Source organism: Micromonospora sp. NPDC047762 (genome assembly GCF_043204655.1).
In the GTDB taxonomy this organism is placed as follows: Bacteria; Actinomycetota; Actinomycetes; order Mycobacteriales; family Micromonosporaceae; genus Micromonospora.
The window spans coordinates 83250-105610 of sequence record NZ_JBIDCQ010000005.1; the positions used below are offsets into that span (position 1 = coordinate 83250).

22 protein-coding genes are annotated in these 22361 nt (G+C 73.0%); 11 read left to right on the forward strand and 11 right to left on the reverse strand.

The window, feature by feature from the left end; genetic code table 11:
* Positions 1–56: 56 nt before the first annotated feature.
* Positions 57–1244, forward strand: a complete 1188-nt coding sequence (locus tag ACGF3C_RS17425; RefSeq protein ID WP_393223004.1) for an LPXTG cell wall anchor domain-containing protein — start codon at positions 57–59, stop codon at positions 1242–1244.
* A gap of 180 nt (positions 1245–1424) precedes the next feature.
* Here ACGF3C_RS17425 and recG read toward each other — a convergent pair whose 3' ends face one another.
* Both recG and ACGF3C_RS17435 read right to left on the reverse strand, forming a co-directional pair.
* Positions 1425–3623, reverse strand: a complete 2199-nt coding sequence (gene recG / locus ACGF3C_RS17430) for an ATP-dependent DNA helicase RecG (RefSeq protein ID WP_393223007.1) — start codon at positions 3621–3623, stop codon at positions 1425–1427.
* A complete protein-coding gene (locus ACGF3C_RS17435; protein ID WP_393223010.1) occupies positions 3620–5233 on the reverse strand; it encodes a DAK2 domain-containing protein in 1614 nt (537 codons plus the stop codon). Before ACGF3C_RS17435 ends, recG begins: the two co-directional genes overlap by 4 nt.
* A 386-nt stretch (positions 5234–5619) precedes the next feature.
* Here ACGF3C_RS17435 and rpmB point away from each other — a divergent pair, with 386 nt between their 5' ends.
* The gene (gene rpmB, locus ACGF3C_RS17440) at positions 5620–5811 is read left to right on the forward strand and encodes a 50S ribosomal protein L28 (protein WP_011905179.1); all 192 of its coding nucleotides are present in this window, start codon (positions 5620–5622) and stop codon (positions 5809–5811) included.
* Between the two features lie 142 nt (positions 5812–5953).
* On the opposite strand, the gene ACGF3C_RS17445 is transcribed toward rpmB, so the two are convergent.
* Complete coding sequence (locus ACGF3C_RS17445; RefSeq protein WP_357223686.1) at positions 5954–6415, reverse strand: GNAT family N-acetyltransferase; 462 nt, start codon at positions 6413–6415, stop codon at positions 5954–5956.
* Between the two features lie 29 nt (positions 6416–6444).
* The gene (locus tag ACGF3C_RS17450; RefSeq protein WP_393223013.1) at positions 6445–7434 is read right to left on the reverse strand and encodes a thiamine-phosphate kinase; all 990 of its coding nucleotides are present in this window, start codon (positions 7432–7434) and stop codon (positions 6445–6447) included.
* 96 nt (positions 7435–7530) lie between these two features.
* On the opposite strand from ACGF3C_RS17450, the gene ACGF3C_RS17455 reads away from it, so the two are divergent.
* Both ACGF3C_RS17455 and ACGF3C_RS17460 read left to right on the forward strand, forming a co-directional pair.
* Positions 7531–7764: an Lrp/AsnC ligand binding domain-containing protein gene (locus ACGF3C_RS17455; protein ID WP_030487446.1), complete on the forward strand. Its 234-nt coding sequence runs from the start codon at positions 7531–7533 to the stop codon at positions 7762–7764.
* A 9-nt stretch (positions 7765–7773) separates the two neighbouring features.
* Positions 7774–8457 carry a DUF3515 family protein gene (locus tag ACGF3C_RS17460; protein ID WP_357223692.1) on the forward strand — a complete coding sequence of 228 codons (684 nt, stop codon included), beginning with the start codon at positions 7774–7776 and terminating at the stop codon, positions 8455–8457.
* Positions 8458–8512: 55 nt separating this feature from the next.
* On the opposite strand, the gene ACGF3C_RS17465 is transcribed toward ACGF3C_RS17460, so the two are convergent.
* Together ACGF3C_RS17465 and ACGF3C_RS17470 are read right to left on the reverse strand one after the other, a co-directional pair.
* A complete protein-coding gene (locus tag ACGF3C_RS17465; protein ID WP_357198924.1) occupies positions 8513–9613 on the reverse strand; it encodes a D-alanine--D-alanine ligase family protein in 1101 nt (366 codons plus the stop codon).
* Positions 9614–9808: 195 nt separating this feature from the next.
* Entirely contained in the window at positions 9809–10027 is a 219-nt protein-coding gene (locus ACGF3C_RS17470; protein WP_030335309.1) for a hypothetical protein, read from the reverse strand.
* Between the two features lie 280 nt (positions 10028–10307).
* Here ACGF3C_RS17470 and ACGF3C_RS17475 point away from each other — a divergent pair, with 280 nt between their 5' ends.
* Both ACGF3C_RS17475 and ACGF3C_RS17480 read left to right on the forward strand, forming a co-directional pair.
* Positions 10308–11153, forward strand: a complete 846-nt coding sequence (locus ACGF3C_RS17475) for a helix-turn-helix transcriptional regulator (protein WP_091393087.1) — start codon at positions 10308–10310, stop codon at positions 11151–11153.
* 5 nt (positions 11154–11158) lie between these two features.
* Positions 11159–11359, forward strand: a complete 201-nt coding sequence (locus ACGF3C_RS17480; protein WP_355005274.1) for a DUF397 domain-containing protein — start codon at positions 11159–11161, stop codon at positions 11357–11359.
* Between the two features lie 92 nt (positions 11360–11451).
* On the opposite strand, the gene ACGF3C_RS17485 is transcribed toward ACGF3C_RS17480, so the two are convergent.
* The 5 genes from ACGF3C_RS17485 to ACGF3C_RS17505 all read right to left on the reverse strand — a co-directional run bounded on the left by ACGF3C_RS17485 (position 11452) and on the right by ACGF3C_RS17505 (position 16496).
* Positions 11452–12501, reverse strand: a complete 1050-nt coding sequence (locus ACGF3C_RS17485) for an ROK family protein (RefSeq protein ID WP_393223020.1) — start codon at positions 12499–12501, stop codon at positions 11452–11454.
* A 264-nt stretch (positions 12502–12765) separates the two neighbouring features.
* Positions 12766–13518: a putative protein N(5)-glutamine methyltransferase gene (locus ACGF3C_RS17490; protein ID WP_393223022.1), complete on the reverse strand. Its 753-nt coding sequence runs from the start codon at positions 13516–13518 to the stop codon at positions 12766–12768.
* Between the two features lie 32 nt (positions 13519–13550).
* Positions 13551–14669 (reverse strand): cystathionine gamma-lyase, encoded by a 1119-nt coding sequence (locus ACGF3C_RS17495; RefSeq protein ID WP_357223700.1) that lies wholly within the window; start codon positions 14667–14669, stop codon positions 13551–13553.
* A gap of 8 nt (positions 14670–14677) precedes the next feature.
* Entirely contained in the window at positions 14678–15685 is a 1008-nt protein-coding gene (locus ACGF3C_RS17500; RefSeq protein WP_357223704.1) for an NAD(P)H-dependent glycerol-3-phosphate dehydrogenase, read from the reverse strand.
* 73 nt (positions 15686–15758) lie between these two features.
* Entirely contained in the window at positions 15759–16496 is a 738-nt protein-coding gene (locus ACGF3C_RS17505) for a lysophospholipid acyltransferase family protein (protein WP_357223707.1), read from the reverse strand.
* Positions 16497–16622: 126 nt separating this feature from the next.
* Here ACGF3C_RS17505 and cofC point away from each other — a divergent pair, with 126 nt between their 5' ends.
* Genes cofC through ACGF3C_RS17530 form a run of 5 tightly spaced genes read left to right on the forward strand, consistent with a single transcriptional unit; the run spans position 16623 to position 22355 of the window.
* The gene (gene cofC / locus ACGF3C_RS17510; protein ID WP_357223710.1) at positions 16623–17270 is read left to right on the forward strand and encodes a 2-phospho-L-lactate guanylyltransferase; all 648 of its coding nucleotides are present in this window, start codon (positions 16623–16625) and stop codon (positions 17268–17270) included.
* Between the two features lie 58 nt (positions 17271–17328).
* Positions 17329–17526 carry a cold-shock protein gene (locus tag ACGF3C_RS17515; RefSeq protein ID WP_030335323.1) on the forward strand — a complete coding sequence of 66 codons (198 nt, stop codon included), beginning with the start codon at positions 17329–17331 and terminating at the stop codon, positions 17524–17526.
* 54 nt (positions 17527–17580) lie between these two features.
* A complete protein-coding gene (locus ACGF3C_RS17520) occupies positions 17581–19944 on the forward strand; it encodes an RNA degradosome polyphosphate kinase (protein WP_357223712.1) in 2364 nt (787 codons plus the stop codon).
* 24 nt (positions 19945–19968) lie between these two features.
* Complete coding sequence (locus ACGF3C_RS17525; protein WP_357223715.1) at positions 19969–21489, forward strand: CYTH and CHAD domain-containing protein; 1521 nt, start codon at positions 19969–19971, stop codon at positions 21487–21489.
* Positions 21477–22355 carry an NUDIX hydrolase gene (locus tag ACGF3C_RS17530; protein WP_357198901.1) on the forward strand — a complete coding sequence of 293 codons (879 nt, stop codon included), beginning with the start codon at positions 21477–21479 and terminating at the stop codon, positions 22353–22355. Before ACGF3C_RS17525 ends, ACGF3C_RS17530 begins: the two co-directional genes overlap by 13 nt.
* Positions 22356–22361: the final 6 nt, after the last annotated feature.

Below are 22361 nucleotides of genomic sequence, written 5' to 3' on the forward strand. Positions count from 1 at the left end.
ACGATGCCTCCCGGCCTTCCGCCACGCGATCCGTACCCCCCTCACCAGGAGCAGGCGTGAACCCTCCCAAGTCTCCGTTCCGGCGCGTCGCGGCCATCGCCGCGGGTGCGCTGATCGGCCTCGCCGGCGTCGGCGTCATCGCGAGCCCCGCGAGCGCCCACTACACCGAGCCGAGCGGCCAGGCGGTCTGTGACACCACCACCGGCGAGTGGGTGGTGAACTGGACCGTCAAGAGCGTCTACCACTACTCCTCGAAGAGCTTCCAGCTGGCGAGCGTCGAGCTCACCCCCGCCAACACCACCGTGACCAACATCGTGGCGGCATCGGACAAGTCCTCCTACCCGTACGACGTCAACACGCCGATCACCGGCGTGCAGCGGGTGCCCGGCTCGGCCACCGAGGCCACCCTCGCCGTGAAGGCCCGCTGGGACGACGGCTACCCCGAGAAGAACGCCCGCACGGCGAAGGTGACGTTCGAGGGCACCTGCGAGACGGATGAGCCGCCGGCCAGCCCGTCGCCGGAGCCGACGCCGAGCGCCACCCCGAGCACCCCGCCGAGCACCCCGCCGACGACCCCGCCGGCGGTGTCCATCCCCACCGCCAGCTTCGCCTCCGACTGTGAGGGCGCCGTCACGGTGACGCTCGCCAACGGCGCGGACGCCACGACCGAGGCCAAGCTCACCGTCAAGGCCAAGGGCTTCTCGGAGACGTACACCGTCAAGCCGGGCGAGAGCAAGAAGGACATCGTGGTTCCGGCCAAGGCCGGCGAGATCACCGTCAGCGAGGGTGACAAGCCGGTCGGCGAGCCCTACACCTGGGCGACCCCCGAGGACTGCGTCAAGCCGGGCGAGCCCCAGGCCGGCTACGAGTCCACCTGCGACAAGCTGATCTTCGGCTTCGCCAACCCGGAGGACGGCAAGGCCTTCGAGGTGACCCTGACCCCGAACAAGGGTGAGGCGCAGAAGCGGACCGTCGAGCCGGGCAAGACCGTGGTCGTCGAGTTCGAGGCGTTCGAGGGTCTGACCGTGACGCCGGCGGCCGAGGGCCTCGACGACACCAGCCCGATCGCCTGGGAGAAGCCGGCCGACTGCACCCCGGGTCAGGGTGGCGGTAAGGACGAGCCGGCTCTGCCGCTGACCGGTGCCGCCACTGGCGGAATCATCGCCGGCGCCGTGGTGCTGCTGGCCGCCGGTGCCGCCCTGTTCGTGGTGGCCCGTCGTCGTCGGGTTCGCTTCACCGCCTGAGACAACCCGCTCTGACAGTTGAGGGCGCGTCGACCACCCGGTCGGCGCGCCCTCAGCCATGTAGTGGCCTGCGTGATCGACTCGGCATCACTGAACCCGGGGTATCCCCGTCGGCGGGATACCCCGGTTTCATGAAAGCCGAGTCGATCATCAGCCGGCGCAGCCCGACGGCCTGCGTGGTCAGCCCTTCTCCAGGTACTCCGCGCGGTCCTCGTCCACCAGTGCGGCCACCGACGCGGCCAGTGCCGGGCTGCGGGCCAGCTCCGGGTCGTCCTCGATCAGGGTGATCGCCTCGGCGCGGGCGTCGCGGATCAGGTCGGCGTCGCGCCGCAGGGACAGCAACCGCAGGTGCGAGCGGTGCCCGGACTGGGTGGCACCCAGCACGTCTCCCTCGCGGCGTTGCTCCAGATCCAGTTCGGCGAGCTTGAAACCGTCGCTCGTGGACGCCACCGCGTCCAACCGTTCCCGCGCCGACGAACCCTCGGCCGCCTCGCTGACCAGCAGGCACAGCCCGGCGGCGGCACCCCGGCCGACCCGGCCGCGCAACTGGTGCAGTTGGGAGACACCGAACCGGTCGGCGTCCAGCACGATCATCACTGTCGCGTTCGGCACGTCCACGCCGACCTCGATCACTGTCGTCGCCACCAGCACGTCCAGGTCACCGGCCGCGAAGGAACGCATCACCGCGTCCTTCTCGTCGGCCGGCAGGCGACCGTGCAGCACCCCGATCCGCAGGCCGCGCAGCGGGCCCTCGGCCAGCAGCGGGGCCACCTCGGTCACCGCCAGCGGCGGCCGACGGCCGTTGTCGTCCTCGGCTGGCGGCTCCTCGTCGCTGATCGGACCGTCACCGATTCGCGGACACACCACGTACGCCTGGTGGCCGGCGGCCACCTCCTCGCGCAGCCGACGCCAGGCCCGATCCAGGTAGGCGGGCTTCTCGGCGGCCGGCACCACGTGGGAGGCGATCGGCGACCGCCCCCGGGGCAGCTGGGAGAGCGTGGAGACCTCAAGGTCGCCGTAGACGGTCATCGCCACAGTGCGCGGGATCGGGGTGGCCGTCATCACCAGCACGTGCGGCGGCTGGTCGGCCTTGGCACGCAGGGCATCGCGCTGCTCCACGCCGAAGCGGTGCTGCTCGTCGACCACCACCAGGCCGAGGTCGGCGAAGTCGACCCCCTCGTAGAGCAGCGCGTGTGTGCCGAGCACGATGCCGGCGGCACCGCTGGCCACCTCGCCGAGCGCCCGGCGGCGGGCCGCTGCGCCGAGCGAGCCGGTGACCAGCTCGACCCGGGTGGCGTGCTCGGCGGAGCCCAGCTCACCGGCCCGCCCGAGCGGCCCGAGCAGGTCGAGCATGCCGCGGTGGTGCTGGGCGGCGAGCACCTCGGTGGGCGCCAGCAGCGCGGCCTGCCCACCCGCGTCGACCACCTGGAGCATCGCCCGTAGCGCCACCACCGTCTTGCCCGAGCCCACCTCGCCCTGCAACAGGCGGTGCATGGGGTGCGGAGTGGCCAGGTCAGCCGCGATCTCCACACCGACCTCCCGCTGACCGGCCGTCAGCTCGTACGGGAGTCGGGCGTCGAAGGCCTCCAACAGCCCGTCCGGGCGTGCCGGGCGGGGCCGGGCCGGCCAGTCGGCAGCCCTGTGCTTGCGCTGCACCAGGGTCACCTGGACGGCGAAAGCCTCGTCCCACTTGAGGCGCCGCCGCGCCTGGTGCAGCGCCTCCTTGCTGGACGGCCGGTGGATCTCGGTCAGCGCGACGCCCAGCCCGACCAGCTTCCGGCTGGCCCGCACGCCGCTCGGCAGTGGATCGTCCGGCGGGGTGAACGTGTCCAGTACGACGCGCACGCAGCGCGCGATCACCCAGGTCGGCACAGCCGCGGCGGCCGGGTAGACCGGGATCAGCGCCCCGGCGAACTCCTCGATGTCGTCGCTGAGCGCCGCCTCACCGTCGCCCCCCTCACCGAGCAGGACGTATTCCGGGCCGTTGAGCTGCCGTTTGCTGCGGAACTCGGTGACCTTGCCGGCGAACAGGCCCCACCGGCCCGGGCGCAGCTCGCGCTCCCGCCACGCCTGGTTGCCGAAGAAGGTCAGGGTCAGCACTCCGCCGGAGCCGTCGCCGACGGTCACCTCCAGCAGGTTGCCCCGCCGCTGACGCATTGGGCGCACAGTGGTGCGCTGCACCTGGGCCATGACGGTGACCTGCTCACCGACGTCCAGTGAGCGGATGTCGGTGTGTTCACCACGCTCGTCGTAGCGACGCGGGAAGTGGTAGACCAGGTCACCCGCGGTGTGCAGGTCGAGGTGCGAGGCCAGCGCCTTTGCTGTCTTGTCCCCGACCAGCTTCTTCAGCGGAGTGCCCACGGTGGCTGGTTCGCTCATTCGATCCCTACCAGGAGCGGATAAAACGGCTGGCCGCCCGGGTACGCGTGCACCTCGACGAACGGCCAGCGTCGCGCGACGTGCGCGCGGACGGCGTCGGTGAGCCCGGCCGGAGCGTCCACCCCGGCCAGCAGGGTGACCATCTCGCCGCCACCACCGAGCATCCGGTCGACCACCGCCGCGCAGGTGTCGGTGAGGTCGGTGCCGATCAGGTGCACCTCCCCCTCCACCAGCGCCAGCACGTCACCGGGACGGCACGGGCCGGCGACGGTCAGCGCCTCCCGGCTGGCATGGCAGACCTCGGCGTACCGGCAGGCCCCAGCCGCCTCGGCCATCGCGATCACGTCGTCCTCGAAACGGCGGTCACCGTCGCGGACCGCGAGCGCCGCCAGTGCCTGCACCGGCGAGCGGGTCGGCACCACGCTCACCTTGATGCCGTACCGATGGGCCTCGCGGGCGGCGGCGCTCGCCACCGCCTCGGTGTTGGCGTCGTTGGGCAGCACCACCACCCGGGCCGCGCCGGTGCTGCGGACGGCGTCCAGCAACTCACCGGTGGACGGGTTGCCCGGCACGACGGTCGCGCCCTCCGCGGCGAACAGGTCGGCGATGCCGCCACCGGTGGCCACCACCACCGCGGCCCGGCCGGCCACCACCGGGCCGGAGGGCGACTCCGGCTGGTCGGCGAAACGGGTGACCGAGATGCGGTACGGGCGGCCGGCGGCGACGCCCGCCTCCACCGCCGCGCCCACGTCGTTGACGTGCACGTGCACGTTCCAGGTGCCTTCCGGCTCACGCCCGTCGCCGACGACGACCAGCGAGTCTCCCAGGGCGTCGAGGGCCCGCCGCAACCCGTCGACCGCCTCGGCGCGGGCGTCGAGCAGGAACTGCACCTCGTACGCGTACTCGTCCGAACCGGTCTCGCGGGCGACGGGGGCCGCCGGGCGGGCGGAGCGCGGTGCCGGTGCGGGCCGGTCGGCGCTCTCCCCGGTCAGCACCTCGACCAGGGCGTCGAGCAGCACGCAAAGCCCCCGGCCACCGGCGTCGACCACACCCGCGCGGGCCAACGCCGGCAACTGCTCCGGGGTGCGGGCGAGCGCCTCGGCCGCCGCCCGGGCCGCGACGCCGGCCACCGCCGGCAGGTCGTCGCTGTCCGCGCCTTCGGCCGCGGCGGCGGCGGCCGAGATCACGGTGAGCAGGGTGCCCTCGACCGGCCGGGAGACCGCTGTGTACGCGGCGGTGGTGCCGGAGCGCAGCGCGGCGGCGAACTCCCGGCCACGCACCGCCGGCACCCCGGCGACCTGGTCGGCGAGACCACGCAGGATCTGCGAGAGGATCACCCCGGAGTTGCCCCGCGCGCCGAGCAGCGCGCCCTGGGCCATCAGCCGCAGCGCGTGCCCGTGCGCTGTCGGCCCGCTGTGCGGGAGAGTGTCCAGATCCATGGCGAGGGCCTGCTGCGCCGAGGTGAGGGTGAGCACCAGGTTGGTGCCGGTGTCGCCGTCGGGCACCGGATAGACGTTGAGCTGGTCGATCTCGCCCTGGTGACGCTTCAGTGCGGCCAGCCCGCTCGCGCACCAGCGGCGGACCGCGGCGGCGTCGAGGGTGTCCAGCACGGGCAGAAGCCTACTGGCGCGCACCGACACCCGTCGGACTCGTCCGGCGTGTCCTCGCCGGGCCCGGGCGGCGCGGGCCGCAGTCTCTCGCGGGCCATGGGCGGCGTAGGCCGCAGGCTCTCGCGGGCCATGGGCGGCGTAGGCCGCAGGCTCTCGCGGGGCGCGTGCGGCGCTGGCCGCAGCGGGGACGAGCGCCTCCGGTACCCTTGCCGCCGGGCCGGCCCACCGCAGGGCGGACGGGCCCACGACCAGGCGTGAGCCGGGGCACGGGCGAGCGCCGGACCGGGCCGGTTGGCCGAGTCGGCGAGTCATCGGGTAACCTGACCAGGTTGCCCGGGCAGCACCTGCCGGCGACCTCATGAACGTATCAATCCCAGGAGTATCCCGTGGCTAGCGTGTGCGACGTCTGTGGCAAGGGACCGGGCTTCGGCCACAACGTGTCCCACTCGCACCGGCGGACCAACCGCCGCTGGAACCCGAACATCCAGTCGGTGCGTACCCCGGCCGGTGGCGGCAACACCAAGAAGTTGAAGGTCTGCACCTCGTGCATCAAGGCCGGCAAGGTCACCCGCGCCTGACGCGGTAGCACCCACCTTTCGTTCGGCTCAGCCGGCGGACCCCGAGGGTCCGCCGGCTCTGTCGTGTTCCCGGGGCGGACGACGCCGCACACCGCCCCGCCGGGGCCCGGCACACCGGCCAGTCCCGGGCCCGACGAGCAGGTCAGAGGGTACGGCCGAAGGAGACGCAGCCCTCCGCGTCCTTGTAGAAGCCGAAGTTCGGGATCCTTTCGTACCCGGCGGAGCCGTACATGGCGATCGCCTCGGGCTGCCTGTCGCCACACTCCAGGACCACCCGCTTGCGGCCCTGCTCGCGGGCGGAGCGCTCGACGGCCGCCAGCACCGCGCGGGCCACCCCCCGCCCCCGTGCCGTCGGAGCCGTGTACATCCGCTTCAGCTCCGCGCTGTCCGCGCCGTGGCTGCGCCAGCCACCGCAGCCGACCGGCTCACCGGCCAGGTAGGCCACCAGGAACGCGCCATCGGGCGGCTCGAACTCGGCCGCGTCCACCGGGGTGTCGTCGCCGGTGCCGCCGTACCGGGCACCGAGGTCGGCCAGTGCGGCATGGATCAGGTGCTGCGCCACCGGTGCGTCGAACCGCACCGCCCGGATCTCGATCTCACTCACGGTATCCAGGGTACGGCCGGGCGCGGACCTCACCGGAAGTGGTCCCAGCCGGCCGGGCCGTCGTAGGCGACGCCGTCGACAGTCACGCCGGCACCGTCGGTGACCAGACCGATCGGCCGCCAGCCCGGCGGCAACGCCACCGCCGGGGGGAAGGTCGCGGCCAGCGCGTGATCGTCGCCACCGGCGAGGATCCAGGTGTACGGGTCGACGCCGAGCGCCTGCGCCGCGTCGGCCATCTGCCGGGGCACCTCGAACCCGTCGCGGCGCACGTCGATCGCCACCCCGCTGGCCGCCGAGACGTGCCCGAGGTCGGCGAGGAGCCCGTCCGACACGTCGATCATGGAGGTGGCACCGAGCTGGGCGGCTTGCGGGCCGGCCTGGTAGGGCACCTGCGGCCGCCGGTACGCCTCGACCAACAGCCGGGGCGTACGGAAGCCCCGGGTCAGCACTGTCAGCCCGGCTGCCGCGTACCCGGTGCGCCCGGCCAGAGCGAGCACGTCCCCCGGTCGGGCGCCCGAGCGCAGCACGGGCGGACGGCCTGCCAGGTCGCCCAGCGCGGTGACCGCGACGGTCAGGGTGGGACTGGCCGCCATGTCCCCGCCGACGACGCTCGCGCCGACCGTCGCCGCCTCCGCGGAGAGCCCGTCGGCCAACTCCTCCGCCCAGGCGGTGTCCAGGTCCGCCGGCATGCAGAGAGCGACCAGCAGGGCGGTCGGCGTGGCACCCATCGCCGCGATGTCCGCCAGATTGGCGGCTGCCGCCCGGTGCCCGACGTCACGGGCCGAGGACCAGTCCCGTCGGAAGTGCCGCCCATCGACCAGCACGTCGGTGGAGGCCGCCACCCGGCCGTCCGGCGCGGCCACCACCGCCGCGTCGTCGCCCGGGCCGAGCAGGGTCGTCGGCCCGTACGACAGCCGAGCGGTGATCTTCCCGATCAGCCCGAACTCCCCGATCCCGGACACCCCGACACCACCGCGGGCGTTCCGCCCGTGTTGTCCGGCCCCGCCGTGCTCGCTCACCGCTGCTCCTTGACCACCGATAGGGATCAGACCTGGTCCGTAAGGTAGTTTCACCCTTCGGGCCGCTCCCGGGCGGCGACGGACGGAGGTCGAGTCGTGGTACAGGCGTACATCCTCATCCAGACCGAGGTCGGCCGCGCACGTGACGTGGCGGGTCTCATCGCGGACATCCCCGGCGTGGTACGCGTCGACGCCGTCACCGGGCCGTACGACGTGGTCGTCCTCACCGAGGCGAACACCGTCGACGAGCTCGGCAAACTCATCGTCAGCAAGGTGCAGATGGTGCCCGGCATCACCCGCACCCTCACGTGTTCGGTGGTGCGGCTGTAAGTGGACGAGATGACGACCTCCTCCTCGGCTCTGGACGACGGCGGGGCGCGCGACGCGGCCGACGGGACGTCCGAGCCGGCTGACGGTAACCGCGAGTCGACCGATCCCGCCGCCGCCGCGCCGGCCGGCCGTGATCGGACCATGCGTGGCGCGGCCCTGCTGGCCACGTTGATCGCGCTGCCGATCACGCTGCTGGTGGCCGTGCTGGCCTTCAGCAAGCTCAGCCCGGACGCGCCGGCCGCCGCGCCGACGCCCTCCGCGACCACCGCCCGGGTGCAGTCCACCACCCCGGTGGAGATGGCCGCCCCGGCGCTGGCCGCCCGCCCGGCCACCGTCTGCCGGGCCCTGCTCTCGCAGCTTCCGGCGAGCATCCGCGACCTGGCCCAGCGGCCCGTGACCGCCGGCCCGGAGCAGAACGCCGCCTACGGCGACCCCGCGCTCACCGTGGCCTGCGGCGGCACCGAGCCGACCTTTCCCAGCACCGACGAGGTCTGGACGGTCAACCGGGTCTGTTGGCACCTGACCGATCAGGCCGACGCGGCGGTCCTCTCCACTGTCGACCGGGAGACGCTGATCACCGTGCGCGTCCCGCGCTCGTACGAGCAGCCGTTGCAGTGGTTGCCGACGATCTCCAGCACGATCGTGGCGAGCGTGCCCTCCGGCGGCACGATCCCGTCCGGCTGCCAGCGCTGAACCCGAACCGACTCCGCCCGCGCCGGTCAGCCGGCGCGGGCGGGGTTCGGACGGCTCAGTGCAGGCCGACGCCGCGCCGCTGGGCGGTACGGATCAGCCGGTTGACCAGCTTCGGGTACTCCAGGCCGGAGGCCGCCCACATCCGCGGGAACATCGACGTCGGGGTGAAGCCGGGCATCGTGTTGATCTCGTTGAGGTAGACGTCCAGCTCGGGAGTGACGAAGAAGTCGGCCCGGGCGAGACCGGCGCAGTCCAGCGCGGTGAACGCGCGGACCGCGTACTCCTGCACCTGGCGGGTCACCTTCTCCGGCAGGTCGGCCGGAATGTCGTACTCGCAGGAGTCGTCGAGGTACTTCGCCTCGAAGTCGTAGAAGTCGTGGTCGGCGACGACCCGCACCTCGGCCAGCACGGACGCCTCGGGCGTGCCACCGGCCTCGCCCTCCAGCACACCGCACTCGATCTCGCGGCCGACGATCGCGGCCTCGATGATGACCTTCGGATCGAACTGCCGGGCGGCGGCGACCGCCGCGTCAAGCTCGGCCCAGTCGGTGACCTTGCTGACGCCGAACGACGAACCGGCCCGGGACGGCTTGACGAAGACCGGCAGGCCGAGCCGCTCCTTGTCCTGCTCGCTGAGTGTCATGCCGTTGCGCAGCACGGCGTACGTGCCGACCGGGATGCCCTCGACGGCACAGAGCTTCTTGGTGAACTCCTTGTCCATGGCGGCCGCGGAGGCGAACACGTTCGCCCCGACGTAGGGGATGCCGGCCATCTCCAGCATGCCCTGGATCGTGCCGTCCTCGCCGTAGGTGCCGTGCAGCACCGGGAAGACCACGTCCACGTCGGCCAGCGCCCGCGGGCCCTCGGTCGGGTCGAGCACCATCAGTCCGTTACCGGTGGGGTCGGCGCGCAGCACGATGTCGTCACCCGAGTCGGCGGTGATCTCCGGCAGCTGACGGGCGTTGATCGCGAGCTGGGCGGGGTCTCCGTTGGTCAGCACCCACTGGCCGGCCCGGGTGATGCCCACCGGCACCACCTCGAACTCGTCCGGGTCGAGTGCGCCGAACACGCTGCCGGCGCTGACGCAGGAGATGCCGTGCTCCGGGCTGCGTCCGCCGAAGACGATCGCCACGCGGGTCTTGCCTGGGGTGGTCACTCCGGTCACCTCTTCGTACGCGACTGCGGCTGGTCGTGCTCGCTGGTGGCGCTCACCCGGTTGACCTTACTGTGCGTGGCCGCGAGGCGAGGCGATACCCGGCGAGCCACGGGACGACACGGCAAACAGTCAGGAGAGGATATACGGTGCGTAATCGGACGGTGGCAGTGTCACGGACCGCCGACCTGGGGCTGTTCAGTCTCGGGAGTGCCGACGGCCGACCGCGATCACCTTCACCCGCTGCCGGCCGGCCCGCACCATGCCCAGCGCCATGAACGCTCCGGCGATGCGGTCGGCGGCCTCCCGGCTGCTGGCCCCGACGACCTGCCGGCGCCGTTCCGGCGCGACCCGCTCGTTGCGGTTGACGCCCTCGACGGGGCGCACGTCGGTGAGCACCACGAGGAAGCGGGTCATCGCACTCCGCCCGAGGGTACGGCGGGGGGCTCCGGGCGGGTTCGCACGTCGTCTCCTTCCGGCGGGCCGGGGAATGGAGGGGCGGCACGCGACGATCGGGTACGGGGGAGAAACCCGATCGCCGCGCGCCCCATCCCCTCCGGTCGCTCACCACCACCGTCGCCACGACAACCGGCGGTGAGGACGCCATAACAGATTGACACGTGTATAGGCGTGAATGCAACTCCCATAGACGTTCTCTCATGCAGACGTTCCCGCAAATGTATGCGACCATCGATGCATGGCCCCCAAGACCGCCCGCGCCCGCCGGCTCGGCATCGCCCTGCGCCACCACCGGGAAGCCGCCGGGCTGACGCTGGAGACCGCGGCGGACGAGATCAACAGCACCCGCAGCACCCTCTCCCGCTACGAGAACGCCCAGACCCTGATCAGCCCCGCCACCGTGCGCGCCCTGCTCACGTCGTACGGGGTGAGTGCCGAGGAGGTGGCCGCGGCGGTGCAGCTCGCCAAGGACGCCCGCAAGCCCGGCTGGTGGGTGTCGTACTCCTACCTGCTGGATCCGCGCACCATCGACTTCATCGCACTGGAGGCCGAGGCGACCGCCATCGCCAACTTCGAACCCTCGGTGGTGCCCGGCCTGTTGCAGACCGCTGACTACATCCGTGGCGTCATGCGAGGCGGGCCGCACACCCTCGGCGACGACCTGGTGGAGCAGCGGGTCAAGATCCGGCTCGACCGACAACAGCGGCTCACCGCCGACCAGCCGCCCATCCTCGACGCGATCATCGACGAGGGCGCGCTGCTACGGCCGGTCGGTGACCAGTCGGTGATGAACGGGCAATTACGGCACCTGGTCAAGATGGCCGAGTTGCCGAACATCAGCGTCCAGGTGATCCCACTCTCCGCCGGCTACCACCGGGGCACCCGGGGTTCCCTGCACATCCTCGAGTTCGCCGACCCGGAGGACCCGATCATCGCGTCGGTGGAGACCGTCGCGGGTCAGATGATCCTCGACCGCGCCGGCGAGACGCGTACCTGCACCAAGATCATGGAGCATCTCCGAAGCGTGGCGCTCAGCCCGGCGGACAGCCGCGAGATGCTCCTGTCAGTCCTGAAGGGACGGTAGGACCGATGACCCCGATGATCACAGCGGCCTTGGCCGCGGCGCGCTGGCGCAAGAGCAGCCGCAGCGGCGACGAAGGCGCCTGCGTGGAGGTGGCCGCGATCCCGCGGCTCATTGCCGTGCGCGACTCCAAGGACCCGGCCGGCCCGGCCCTGCTGTTCCCGACGGCGGCCTGGGCCGCCTTCGCCCAGGCCCCACCGCAGCGCTGACCAGAGGTGCCGCCTGGGCCGCCATCGTCCAGGCGGCACCGCAGCGCTGACCAGAGGTGCCTGAGCCGGTGCGGGCCGAGGCCCGCGCCGGTTCAGGCAACCAGCGGGCGGGGCTCCGGAGTGGCGCGTAGCGCCTCCAGCGCGGCGATCGCGACGCCTCGGGCACCGGCCATGTCCCGATCCGGCACCAGGGCGAAGGTGGCCACCGCCGCCTGCTCCTCGCGGAGCACCGTGTGCTCGCGGACCGTCGCCAGGAACCAGTCGCGGAACTCCGGTGCCGCCTCCACCACTCCGCCGCCGACGAAGTACGCGTGCGGGTCGCTGAAGTTCGCGGCGACGGTGAACAGCCGCCCCAGCGCCATCGCCTGCTGGGTGAAGAGGTCCCGCGCGAGGGCGTCCTCGCGCTCGCCGTACCCCCGGACCAGCTTTGCCGCCCGGGCCACCGGCTCGGCGGCGAGCGGGTGGTCGGGGTACCGGGTCAGCCAGTACGGCAGCAGGTTGCGTTCGATGCCGGTCAGCGAGGCGATGCTCTCGACATCTCCGGTGAATCCGCAGGCGCAGGTGGGCTCCGGCTGACCCGGGCCGAGCAACCCGCTCAGGGGGATGTGCACGTGGCCCAGCTCCCCCGCCATGCCGGCCGCACCGGCGATCACCCGACCGCTCTCGACCACACCGCCACCCAGGCCGGTGCCGACGATCGCGGACACCGACGAGCGGCTCATCGCGTCGGCGCCGAAGTAGACGTGGTGGGCGTAGAGCGCTGCCGCGTTGCCGTCGTTGTGATAGATCACCGGAAGCCCGAGCCGTCGCTCCAGCGCCCCTCGCACGTCGAAGCCTCGCCAGGCCGGCTGAGAGAAGTTGGTGGAGCCCCGCGACGAGATGACGCCATCGGCGCTGGCCGGGCCGGGCGTGTCCAGCCCGACCGCCTGGACCAGGTCACGCGGCACGCCGGTCTGCGCCAGGGCGCCGTCCAACGCCTGGGCCAACGCCTCGATCGCCGCTTCCGGCCCGGCCCGCACCTCGCTGGGGATCTCCAACAGCCCGTCCACCAGGAAACGGCCGTCCACCGTCAGCACTGTGGCGTTGTTGCTGGTGCCGCCGTTGTCCAACCCGACGACCACCGGCACCCCTGCGCTGCCCACCGAAACCGCCTCCCGCCGTCATGAGTGTGAGCCGAGGCTAGTGCCAACCCCTCTCCCCCGCCATGCCCGGGCGGCCCCGCCAGCCGCACCCCGACCGGAAACCGGACAGCCCGCCCGGGTCGATCAAGGAGTTGTGGTGGGGGACAAATAACGCATAGCTGAGTCAACCAGGCACCACAACTCCATGATCGACGCGGGCCAGGGGTCGGGGTCAGGGGTTCCGGGGGGTACGGGGTTCCGGGGGTACGGGGTACGGGGTGCGGGTCAGGCGGGGCGTCGGGCGGTCAGGGCGGTGGCGTCCAGGTCCTCGTCGTGGTGGACGGTGGGGATCAGGCCGGCTTCGCCGAACGCGTCGCAGAGGGCTTCGAGCTGGGTGGTGCCGGCTTCCACCACCAGGTGGCCGCCGGGGGCGAGCCAACCAGCCGCGTCGACACCTACCCGACGTAACACGGAGAGCCCGTCTGGGCCGCCGTCGAGCGCCACCGGGGCCTCGTGCAGCCGTGCCTCCGGCGGCATCAGCGCGACCGCGTCGGTCGGCACGTACGGGGCGTTGGCGACCACCAGGTCCAGCCGACCCCGCCACCGCTCGGGCAGCGGCGCGAAGAGGTCACCCTCGTACACCTCGACGTCCAACCCGGCGACGTTGCGACGCGCACACGCCACGGCCGCCGGGTCGATGTCGGCGGCGGCCAGCCAGCGCGGCGCGAGCCGGTGCGCCAGCGCGACGGTGGTGGCCCCGGAGCCGCAGCACAGGTCGACCACTGCCGGCGCCGCGCCGGTCAACTCGGCAGCCATCTCGACCAGCAGCGCGGTCCGGGCCCGGGGCACGAAGACGCCCTCGTCGACGGCTATCCGCAGGCCACAGAACTCCGCCCAGCCGAGCAGGTACTCCAACGGTTCGCCCGCCACCCGACGGTCGGTCAGGTCGGCCAACACCGCCGGGCTGCGCGCGGCGGCCAGCAGCAACTCGGCCTCGTCCTCGGCGTAGACGCAACCGGCGGCCCGCAACCGACTCACGAGAGCGGCCCGCTCGGCGGGGGAAGGAGACGTCAAACCGGTCCGGCCACATCGAGCGCGGCGGCGATGTCCGCCACCAGGTCCGCGGTGTCCTCCGCGCCACAGGAGAGCCGGACGAAGCCGGGAGCGGTGTCGTCGCCCCACTGCGCCCGCCGGTCCGCCGTGGTGTGCAGGCCACCGAAGGAGGTCGCCGCCGCCACCAGCCGGGCGGCCTCGACGAATCGGCCCACCCGGTCGGCGTCGCCCAGGTCGAACGAGAGCACCCCCGGTATCCGGCGCATCTGCGCCGAGGCCACCGGGTACGCCGGGTCGTCCGGCCGCCCCGGCCACCGCAGGCCTGTCACGTCCGACCGGTTGGCGAGCAGGTCGACGACCGCGGCGGCGTTCGCGCTCTGCCGCGCCAACCGCAGGTCGAGAGTGGCCAGTGACCGGTGGGCCAGCCAGGCGTCGAACGCGCCCGGAACCGCCCCCGTGGTGGTACGCCAGGTCGTCACCGCGTCGATCAGCTCGGTGGACCGGCTGGCCAGATAGCCCAGCAGCAGGTCGGAGTGGCCGGTGAGCGCCTTCGTCCCGGAGGCGACCACCAGGTCGGCACCGAGATCCAGCGGACGCTGTCCGAGCGGCGTGGCGGTGGTGTTGTCCACCGCGAGCAGCGCGCCGGCGGCGTGCGCCCGCTCGGCCAGGGCCGCCACGTCGACCACGTCGAGGCCCGGGTTGGCGGGCGTCTCCACCAGCACCAGCCGGACACCCTCGAACGACGGGTACGGCCCGACGGTCGGCGCGAACAGCACCCGGACGCCGATCGCCTCCAGCACACCGGTGGCGAACGCCCGGACCGGGAAGTATCCGTCGGTGGGAAGCACCACCGTGTCCCCCGGCCGCAGCAGGGTGAGCAGCAGGCCGGTGATGGCCGCCTGACCGGTCGCGAAGACCCGGCAGTCACCGCCCTCCAGCTCGCCCACCGCCACCTCCAACAGCCGGCGGGTCGGGTTGTCAGGGCGGCCGTAGCCGTTCGGTGACGTGCCCTGACCCTCGAACGGGTCGAGGTGGTACGGCGCGGCGAAGACCGGCCCGGGGAGGAACGGGTCCCCCGGCGCCGGCTCGGGCAGGCCAGCGCGTACGCAGCGGGTGCCGTCCCCCCACTCGCTCATCGGGTTCCTCACTCGTACGACTCGGGTTTGGCGGTGCGGCTCATCAGGGTCTCCACGGCGAGCCGCGGGTCCATCCCCTCGTGGCAGATCCGCTCGACATGCTCGGTGATCGGCATCTCCACGCCGTGCGCCCGGGCCAGGTCGCGGATCGCCAGGCAACTCTTCACGCCCTCGGCGGTCTGCCGGGTGGCGGTCTGGGCCTGCTCCAGCGTCTCACCCCGGCCCAGATGCTCGCCGAAGGTGCGGTTGCGGGCCAGCGGGGACGAGCAGGACGCGACCAGGTCGCCCATGCCGGCGAGGCCGGCGAAGGTGATCGGGTCCGCGCCGAGCGCCACGCCCAGTCGGGCCGTCTCGGCCAGCCCACGGGTCATCAGCATGGCCCGGGTGTTGTCGCCGAAGCCCATCGCGGTGGCGATGCCGTACGACAGGGCGATCACGTTCTTGACCGCCCCGCCCAGCTCACAGCCGATCACGTCGTCGTTCGTGTAGGGGCGTAGGTACGTCGTCCGGATCGACGACTGGACGAGCGTGGCGCGGGCGCTGTTCGTTCCGGCGACCACTGTCGCGGCGGGCTGCTCGGCGGCGATCTCCGGGGCCAGGTTCGGGCCGGACACGACGACCACCCGGTCCGCGGCGACCCCGGCGGTCTCCACGATGACCTCGCTCATCCGCTTGGTGGTGCCCAGCTCGATGCCCTTCATCAGCGACACCAGGGTGGAATCCGGGTGCAGGTGCCCGGCCCATTCGGCGAGGTTGCCGCGCAGGGTCTGCGACGGCACTGCCAACACCACCACCTCGGCCCCGGTGATCGCCTCGGCGGCGTCGGCGGTGGCCGTGACACGGGCCGGGAGCAGCAGGTCGGGCAGGTACTCCGGATTACGGCGCTCGGTCCGGATGCTCTCGGCGACGGGCGCCCGGCGGGCCCACACCGTCACGTCCCGCCCCGCGTCCGCGAGGATCTTGGCGAACGCGGTGCCCCAGGAACCGGCACCGAGCACCGCGACATGACCGCTCATGCCACCGCTCCGCTTCGCTGCGCGGCGGCCTGAAGGGCACCACTGAGCCCGATGATTCGCTCGCTTCGCTCGCTCATGCCGCGTCGTCCCGCTGCTCGCGGCCGACGGACGGTCGGGCCGGCCGCTCCCACAGTGGCGGCGGGGTACCGCCACGGATCTCGGCGAGCATGTCCCGCAGCCGCAACATGATGGTGTCCGTCATCTCTTCGAGGGTGTCCCGGGTCGGCGGGGCGTCCACCCACCGGCTCAGGTCGATCGGCTCCCCGGCGGCAACGGTCACCGGGATCCGGGGGCGCAGGCTGACACGGGTCGTCCGCGGGTCGAAGATCCGTTCCGGCCCCCACATCACCACCGGTACGACCGGGGCGCCGGTGGCCAGGGCCAGGCGGGCCGCACCGGTCTTGGCCTTCATCGGCCAGAGCTCCGGCTGTCGCGTGGTGGTGCCCTCAGGGTAGATCACGACCGCGCCGCCCTCGTCGAGCGCGGCGACCAGTGCGTCCAGCGAGCGGACGGCGTCCACGCTGCCCCGCTCCACCGGGATCTGCCGGCACCGGTGCAGGATCCAGCCGACGACCGGCACCCGGAACACGCTGGCCTTGCCCAGGTACTGCGGCCAGCGCCCGGAGTCGTAGATGAAGTGCGCGGACACCAGCGGGTCGGCGTGGGAGATGTGGTTCGCCACGATGATCACGCCGCCGTTGCCGTGGAGATGTTCCTGACCACGCCAGGTACGCCGGGTCCAGACGGTCATCACCGGCTTCACCAGCCACACGGCGAACCGTTGCCAGAACCCCAGGCTCCGCCGTGCCACTGTGCCTCCTCGTCGCGCCCCAACCGCCGCGAAATCCCGCCCGCGACGCCCGCAGCGGAAATCATGCCTGCTCGCCCCCGGTACGGCCAGCGAGGGGCCCGCCGTACGGCTGGCAGGATTGCGGACGTGACTCAGCCGAGGTGGGCCGTGGTGGTGCCGGTGAAGCGGCTGGCCGTGGGCAAGAGCCGGCTGCGGGGCGCGCTGGCCGGCGTACCGCATGAGGAGTTGGCACTGGCCCTGGCGGCCGACACGCTCCGCGCGGTGCTGGCCTGCCCGGCGGTCGCCGAGGCTCTGGTGGTGACCGACGACGCCCGGGTGGCGGCGGCGGCGCGGGCCGCCGGCGCGGGGGTGCTGCCGGACGAACCGGACGCCGGCCTGAACGCCGCGTTCCGGCACGGGGCGGCCGCTGCCGCCGCCGGGTGGGTGGCCGGGATCACCGCTGATGTGCCGGCGCTGCGCCCGGCCGAGCTGGCCGGCGCGCTGCTCGCGGCGCAGAACGGTCGACCCGGGGTACGCCGGTTCCTGCCGGACGCGCCCGGCGGGGGCACGGTGCTGCTCACCGCGGGGCCGGGTGTGCCGCTGGATCCGCGTTTCGGGGTGGGGTCGGCGGTAGCGCACGCGGCGAGCGGGGCGCTGCCGCTCGACGGCGACTGGCCCAGCCTGCGCCGGGACGTGGACACCGCCGCGGACCTGACCGCCGCCGCCCGGCTCGGGCTGGGGCCGCGCACTGCCGCGTTGGTGGCCGCCGGTCGCCCGGCCCGCGCCGCAGGCTGAGCCGCCCGGTGGGCCGAGCCCGCGCCACAGGCCGAACCGCCCGGTGTACGGTGCCAGCATGCAGGGCACGGTGGCCAGCTACGACGCGGCGACGCGCAGCGGTGTCCTGCTGCTCGACGACGGCACCGAGATGCGTTTTCCCGCCCGGGCCTTCGACGCCTCCGGGCTGCGGCTTCTCCGGCTCGGGCAGCGGGTCCGCATCGACACGGATCCCGACGGCGAGGTTGTCCGGGTGACATTGCCGACGATGATCTGAGCCGGCGAGCCCAAGTTCATTTTGCGTTTACCGTAATCGGGTGATTATGAGCGGGTGAGCACCCCTCGCGAGCAACCGGCCCGCCCGCCCGCCACCGACCTCCGCAACGGCTCCCGTACGCGCGGCACCGATGGGCGCTTCCGCCCGTCCCGCGCCGAACGTGCCGGTGCCGCCCGCGCCGACACGCTCGCCGACGATCCCGGAGCCGCCTCCTCCGGGCTGGACGAGGTCATCGACCCCGCCCCGAAGGTCGAAGCGGACAGCCCCGCCGCCGGTGGCGTCCACCAGGTCCTGCCCGACGACCTGCCGACCCGTGCCGCGCCTGAGGACGACGACGAGGCCGCAGCGCCCCCGCCGCTGCCCGAGGACCGGTTCCTCAACCGGGAGCTGTCCTGGCTCGACTTCAACGCCCGGGTCCTCACCCTGGCCGAGGACCAGCGCACCCCGCTGCTGGAGCGGGCCAAGTTCCTGGCCATCTTCGCCAGCAATCTCGACGAGTTCTACATGGTGCGCATCGCCGGTCTGAAGCGGCGGCTCTCCGCCGGCCTCCCGGTGCGCGGCGGGGACCGGCTGCCCCTGCGTACGCAGTTGGAGCTGATCGCCGAGCGGACCGCGGCGCTGGGCGCCCGGCACGCCGCCTGCTTCGTCGACGACGTGCTGCCCAAGCTGGCCGACGAGGGCATCCGCATCCTGCGCTGGGGCGAGCTGGGCGACGGCGAGCGGGAGCGGCTGCGCACCTACTTCCGGGAACACATCTTTCCGGTACTGACCCCGCTCGCGGTGGACCCGGCGCACCCGTTCCCGTACATCTCGGGGCGGTCGCTGAACCTGGCGGTGGCGGTCCGTGACCCCGACGGCGGTTCCGAGCTGTTCGCCCGGGTGAAGGTGCCCAACAACGTCCCCCGTTTCGTCCGGGTGGACCGGGACCAGCCGGGCGTCCGGATGTTGCCGGTGGAGGACCTCATCTCGGTGCACCTGGGGCAGCTGTTCAGCGGCATGCAGGTGGTCGAGTGCCACCTGTTCCGGGTCACCCGCAACGCCGAGGTGGAGGTCGACGAGGACCGCGACGAGGACCTGCTCCAGGCCCTTGAGCGGGAGCTGGCCCGACGGCGGTTCGGTCCCCCGGTCCGGCTGGAGGTCGCCGCGTCCATCTCCGACCACATGCTGGAGCTGCTCGTCCGCGAACTGGACATGGACGACCAGGACGTGCTCCGGGTGCCCGGCCTGCTGGACCTGTCCGCGCTGTGGCAGGTCTACGGCGAGGCGGACCGGCCGGACCTGAAGGACCCGCCGTTCGTGCCGGCAACCCATCCCCGGCTCGCCGAGGGCGAGGTGCCGCGCAGCGTCTTCTCCACCCTGCGCGACGGGGACATCCTGGTGCACCACCCGTACCACTCGTTCGCCACCAGCGTGCAGCGCTTCATCGAGCAGGCCGCCGCCGACCCGAACGTGCTGGCCATCAAGCAGACCCTCTACCGGACCAGCGGCGACTCGCCAATCGTCGACGCGCTCGTCGACGCGGCCGCCGCCGGCAAGCAGGTGGTGGTGCTGGTGGAGGTGAAGGCCCGCTTCGACGAGGTGGCGAACATCGGCTGGGCCCGCACGCTGGAACGCGCCGGCTGCCACGTCGTCTACGGCCTGGTCGGCTTGAAGACGCACTGCAAGACCGCGCTGGTGGTCCGGCAGGAGGGCAACCAGATCCGTCGCTACTGCCACATCGGCACCGGCAACTATCACCCGAAGACGGCCCGACTGTACGAGGACTTCGGCATGCTCACCGCCGACCCGGAGATCGGCGCCGACCTCACCGATCTGTTCAACGTGCTCACCGGGTACAGCCGGCAGACCGCGTACCGGCGGTTGCTGGTGGCCCCGCAGGGCATCCGCAGCGGCCTCATCGAGCGGATCGAGCGGGAGATATCGCACGTCCGCCTGGGCATGCCCGGCCTGGTCCAGTTCAAGGTCAACTCCCTGGTCGACGAGGGGGTGACCGACGCGCTGTACCGCGCCTCCCAGGCCGGCGTCCACGTCGACCTGCTCATCCGCGGCATGTGCACGCTGCGCCCGGGGGTGCCGGGGCTGTCGGAGAACATCCGGGTCCGCTCGATCCTCGGCCGGTTCCTGGAACACTCCCGGGTCTTCCGGTTCGGCAACAACGGTGAGGCCGAGTTCTGGATGGGCTCGGCCGACCTCATGCACCGCAACCTGGACCGGCGGGTGGAGGCGCTGGTGCAGGTGAGCGACCCGATCGCCCGCGCCGAGTTGGACCAGGTGCTCACCGCCGCGATGAGCCCCGAAGTGGACGCGTTCGAGCTGGCCGGCGACGGGACCTGGACCCGGCGTACCGGCGATGACAACGCGGCCCGGGCCCATCTGCAGGAACTGCTGCTGCGCCGCGTCGGTGGCACGGCCAGCTGACCGCGCAGCGCATAGGCTGAGCTGATGGTCGAGGAGGAGCAGAAGTACGAGGTGGACGACGCCTACGTGCTGCCGGACCTGGCCGGTACGGCCCCGGCCGGCGGCCGGGTGCGGGCACTGCCACCGGTGACGCTTGTCGCCCGCTACCTCGACACCGTCGACCTGCGGCTGGCCCGGGCCGGTGCCTCGCTGCGCCACCGTAAGGGTGACGAGCTGCCCTGGACGGTGAAACTGCCGACCGGGACCCCGGGCGTCCGGCACGAGATCTCCCGCGCCGGGGCGAAGGGGCAGCCGCCGCCGGAGCTGGTGGAGTTGGTCACCGTCCTGCACCGGGGTGCGCCGCTGGCCCCGGTGACGGTGGTCCGCACGGTGCGGCACGCGTACGAGGTGTGTGACCGGGCCGGCACAGTCCTCGCCGAGGTGGTGGACGACCGGGTGACGGTGCTCGACGACTCCGGCACCACCACCGACACCTTCCGCGAGGTGGAGGTGGAGCTGAAGGCCGGCGACCGGGAACTGCTCGACCGGGTCGGCGGGGTGCTGCGCGGGGCCGGCGCCCAGGGCGGGTCGTTCACGCCGAAGCACGTACGGGCGCTGGGCGCGACCGCGCAGGCCGATCCGGATCTGGTCGCGCCGGCCGGGCTGACCGCCGAGCCGAACGCCGGTGACGTGGTGACCGAGTCGCTCCGCAAGGAGATCCGCCGGCTGTTGGCGCACGACCCGCTGGTCCGGCTGCGCGCCCCGGCAGCCGGTGGCGACACCGCGGTGCATCAGATGCGGGTGGCCTGCCGACGCCTGCGCAGTGACCTGCGCACCTTCAAACCGTTGTTGCGAAAGACCTGGTCCCGCCCGCTGCGCACCGAGCTGCGCTGGCTGGCCGACGTGCTCGGCGCGGCCCGCGACGCCGAGGTGCTGCGCGCGCGGCTGCGCCGTACCGCCGACGCCGATCCGCTGAGCCCGCTCGACCGGGGCGCTGTGGACCGGCTCGACGAGGTGCTCGCCGAACGGCAGCGGCAGGCGCTCACCGCCATCGACGAGATGCTGCGCTCCGCGCGCTACCTGGCCCTGGTGGACTCCCTGGTGCTGGCCGCCCGCGCGCCCCGGTTCACCCGAGGGGCGGCAGCGCCCGCCGCGCAGGTGCTACCCGCGCTGGTGGCCCGCCCCTGGCGGCGGTTGACCGGGCCGGACGGCGTCGGCGGGCTCGACGCGCAGTCGCCGGACGACCGCTGGCACGCCGTCCGCAAGGAGGGCAAGCAGACCCGGTACGCGGTCAACGCGGTGGCCCCGACGGTCGGCAAGGGCGCGCGGCGGCTGTCCCGCGCACTCGCCCAGGTGCAGGACGTGCTCGGCGAGCACCAGGACGCCGCGGTGGCGGCGGACACCTGGTTGGAGATCGCCGCCGAGCGACCGGGCGACCACGAGCTGGCTGTCACCGCCGGGCGGCTGGCCGAGCGGGAACGCCAGTCGGTACGCCGGACGCGGGGTCTCCTCCCGGCTGCCTGGCACCGGGCCACCCGGCGACGGCGCACCAGTTGGCTGCCGTGACGGGCATCCGGGCAGCGGGCGGGGTGGCCTGGCGGCCGACCGACGACGGCGTACGCGTCTGCGTGGTGCACCGTCCCCGTTACGGCGACTGGACGCTGCCGAAGGGCAAGCTGGAGCCGGGCGAGCACGCGCTGGCCGCAGCGGTCCGTGAGGTGGCCGAGGAGGCCGACGTGCGGGGCGTGCCGCAGGTGCGGCTGCCGTCGGTGCGCTACCGCAGCGAGGGGCAACCCAAGCTCGTCGACTACTGGTCGATGCTCGCGGTGGCCAGCGGCGGTTTCCAACCGGACACCGAGGTGGACGACATCCGCTGGCTCGCGGTGGACGACGCCATCCGGTTGGTCAGTTACCCGCACGACGCCGAGGTGTTGGCGGCGTTCGCCGCGCTGCCGTCGGTGACGGCGACTGTCGCGCTGGTCCGGCACGCGCACGCCGGTAAGCGGGCCACCTGGTCCGGCCCGGACGTCGGGCGACCCCTGGACGCCGAGGGGTGGGCCCAGGCGAGCACGCTGGCCGGGCTGATCGCCCTGATCCGGCCGGCCCGGCTGGTGTCGGCGTCGCCGCGACGGTGCGTGCAGACACTCGATCCGGTCGCCGCGTTGCTCGATCTGCCGATCGAGGTCTGTGGCGACCTGGACGAGCCGCAACCCGGCCAGCAGGGCGACGAGCAGATCCTGCACACCGCCGCCCGGCTGCTGGAGTTGGCCGGCACCGGTGGGCAGTCGGCGGTGTGCAGTCAGGGCAAGGTCCTGCCGGGCGCCCTGGAGCGGCTGACCGGCCGCACCGATGAGGACTTCACCACGCCGAAGGGCGGAGGTTGGCTGCTCTCCTTCGCCGCCGACCGGCTGTTGGCCGCCGATCGCCTGTAGGGCCGG

Coding starts and splice junctions, on each gene's coding strand:
- recG (WP_393223007.1), bottom strand. CDS start 3,623: ATGAGCGAACCAGCCACCGTGGGCACTCCGCTGAAGAAGCTGGTCGGG.
- ACGF3C_RS17460 (WP_357223692.1), top strand. CDS start 7,774: ATGACGACCTCCTCCTCGGCTCTGGACGACGGCGGGGCGCGCGACGCG.
- ACGF3C_RS17470 (WP_030335309.1), bottom strand. CDS start 10,027: ATGACCCGCTTCCTCGTGGTGCTCACCGACGTGCGCCCCGTCGAGGGC.
- ACGF3C_RS17475 (WP_091393087.1), top strand. CDS start 10,308: ATGGCCCCCAAGACCGCCCGCGCCCGCCGGCTCGGCATCGCCCTGCGC.
- ACGF3C_RS17480 (WP_355005274.1), top strand. CDS start 11,159: ATGACCCCGATGATCACAGCGGCCTTGGCCGCGGCGCGCTGGCGCAAG.
- ACGF3C_RS17495 (WP_357223700.1), bottom strand. CDS start 14,669: ATGAGCGAGTGGGGGGACGGCACCCGCTGCGTACGCGCTGGCCTGCCC.
- ACGF3C_RS17500 (WP_357223704.1), bottom strand. CDS start 15,685: ATGAGCGGTCATGTCGCGGTGCTCGGTGCCGGTTCCTGGGGCACCGCG.
- ACGF3C_RS17515 (WP_030335323.1), top strand. CDS start 17,329: ATGCAGGGCACGGTGGCCAGCTACGACGCGGCGACGCGCAGCGGTGTC.
- ACGF3C_RS17525 (WP_357223715.1), top strand. CDS start 19,969: ATGGTCGAGGAGGAGCAGAAGTACGAGGTGGACGACGCCTACGTGCTG.